Annotated in this window: 4 protein-coding genes; 2 read left to right on the forward strand and 2 right to left on the reverse strand. The window is 38.8% G+C overall.

Annotated features, from left to right (window positions below):
* On the forward strand, positions 1 to 232 hold a 232-nt coding region (locus AC1DG9_RS26440; protein ID WP_477635619.1), incomplete at its 5' end, for an SDR family oxidoreductase.
* Positions 233 to 333: 101 nt separating this feature from the next.
* On the opposite strand, the gene AC1DG9_RS26445 is transcribed toward AC1DG9_RS26440, so the two are convergent.
* Complete coding sequence (locus AC1DG9_RS26445; RefSeq protein WP_090779212.1) at positions 334 to 699, reverse strand: winged helix-turn-helix transcriptional regulator; 366 nt, start codon at positions 697 to 699, stop codon at positions 334 to 336.
* 136 nt (positions 700 to 835) lie between these two features.
* On the opposite strand from AC1DG9_RS26445, the gene AC1DG9_RS26450 reads away from it, so the two are divergent.
* Complete coding sequence (locus AC1DG9_RS26450) at positions 836 to 1159, forward strand: nuclear transport factor 2 family protein (RefSeq protein WP_172660562.1); 324 nt, start codon at positions 836 to 838, stop codon at positions 1157 to 1159.
* A gap of 341 nt (positions 1160 to 1500) precedes the next feature.
* Here AC1DG9_RS26450 and AC1DG9_RS26455 read toward each other — a convergent pair.
* Positions 1501 to 1928: hypothetical protein (locus tag AC1DG9_RS26455; RefSeq protein WP_477635620.1), on the reverse strand; the 428-nt coding region annotated here is incomplete at its 5' end.

Below are 1928 nucleotides of genomic sequence, written 5' to 3' on the forward strand. Positions count from 1 at the left end.
GATCATGACTGACGGCTCAAAGAGAATGATGGAACGCATATCGAAGAGCGAAGCAATTTCGATAGAACAGGCCACACAAAGTGTAATGAATGCACTTGGTGGCATTCCATACGGCAGACCAGCAATGCCTGAAGAAGTTGCTGAATTTGTCGGGTTTCTTGTTTCACCAAGGGCAAGTTATCTTACCGGAACCGAATTTGTTATTGATGGAGGCACCATCCCAACCGTTTAAAAAATTACAACAATACCAGCCTGGGTTGCATTTAGGATGAATTTAAAATGCTGACCGAAATCAACTTGGGCTTAATTCAGCTAATCCTCGCTCTGAAAAAATCAGGCCAACTGTGGATATCCTTTCAAAATCACACGTTTCAAACTGTCCTGATACTCATCTCCCCAATTCCCAATAGCGGCGATTACCGGTATCAAGGTTTTGCCAAACTCAGTAAGTGAATACTCTACCTTTGGTGGCATCACCGGATAGATTGTTCTGATAACCAATTCATGTTCCTCGAGTTCCTTTAGCTGAATATTGATTACCCTACGACTTGCATCCGGTATTTTGCGTTGCAGCTCGCTCGGACGCAAGTAACCCTCGTTGATAAACCACAACAACCGCATTTTCCATTTGCCATAAAGTACCTCTCCAACTAAATCGAGGCCACAGTTTAAATTGGGAAAAGTTTTTTTCTCGTACATCTAACAAAGATACATGTAGGTCATTAATGAAACAATACGGATAAATTTTTCCCTATTCGAATCGTAATCCCCTACTTGTGCGTGCCGCTAGTACCACCGAAATTTGTACAACAATAAGTAATTTAAAATAAATATCATGAACTTACCAAAATTAATAACAGACCTAGTTGAAGCGCAAAACAGCCATGATGCTGCAGCTTATTCCTCACTTTTTTCAGAAAACGCCGAAGTATTCGACGAAGGAAAAAACCATATTGGAAGAACAGCAATTCAAAAATGGATTGAAAATTCGAACCAACAGTATCAAGCTACTTTAAAACCGATTAGTTATAAGGAAGCTGAAAAGGGGTCGGTATTTACAGCAGAGATTTCCGGAACATTTCCAGGTAGCCCGGTCATTCTTAACTTTAACCTCGTTCTTCAGCAGGGTTTAATTCAATCGCTTAAGATTACTGGCTAATGCCAAACATCCAGCGACCATAAAATCGTAGGGATTCTGTTGCAACTCCAGGAGAAGGTATGGAACGAACCGTTATTAATCCGTTGGAATTTCCGGGTTTCCCAAACTAATCTGCTATTCCGAATCACCAGACTGAACCATTAGCAAGAATATTTAGAACAAGGATGACATAGAAAAAAAACAATGATTTTTTCATAAGAAACCGTACTTTGATTTGTTCAAAGTACGGTTGTACTCCAAAACATATCGTTAACTAAGGCTTTCAAAGAGGACATAAAAAAATGTGCCCGTCTATATGATTTCCCAACCGATTTTTAAAATCAAAAACAGATTGTGTCGAACTAAAAATCGTCTCGCAACTTTCGTATTTGTTCAAGTGCCGCTACGTCAATCTGATCTTTTGGGCGATTAACAATCTTCTTATTCTCAATTAATTGATTAATATGCAAAAAAGGAACATTTACGTTATCAATATCCGCAATAGAGGCCATTTCCAAACATTCGTCAAAGGTATATCCTTCAAGCCCCTTCATTTCAATGAGTATATCTAAACGGAGACCATTGTTAAGGTGAAAATCTGTCCAGCCAAGTATAAATTGCATAGTTTCGATCAGTGGATAATCCCCCATATCACATTTTACAAATGCTTTTCTCAGTTGCTTTCTATTTTCTAAGGTGTCTTTTAGCCAAATATCTAAGTCACCTGTAAAACGCTGGTAGCCGTGTAAATTGGTGGCATAACCACCGACCATAATATATTGCACATTAT

The organism is Pedobacter sp. 05L430 (genome assembly GCF_056397585.1).

Excerpts from the sequence above, each read along its gene's own strand:
- AC1DG9_RS26445 (WP_090779212.1), bottom strand. The coding sequence starts at position 699 with ATGTACGAGAAAAAAACTTTTCCCAATTTAAACTGTGGCCTCGATTTA.
- AC1DG9_RS26450 (WP_172660562.1), top strand. The coding sequence starts at position 836 with ATGAACTTACCAAAATTAATAACAGACCTAGTTGAAGCGCAAAACAGC.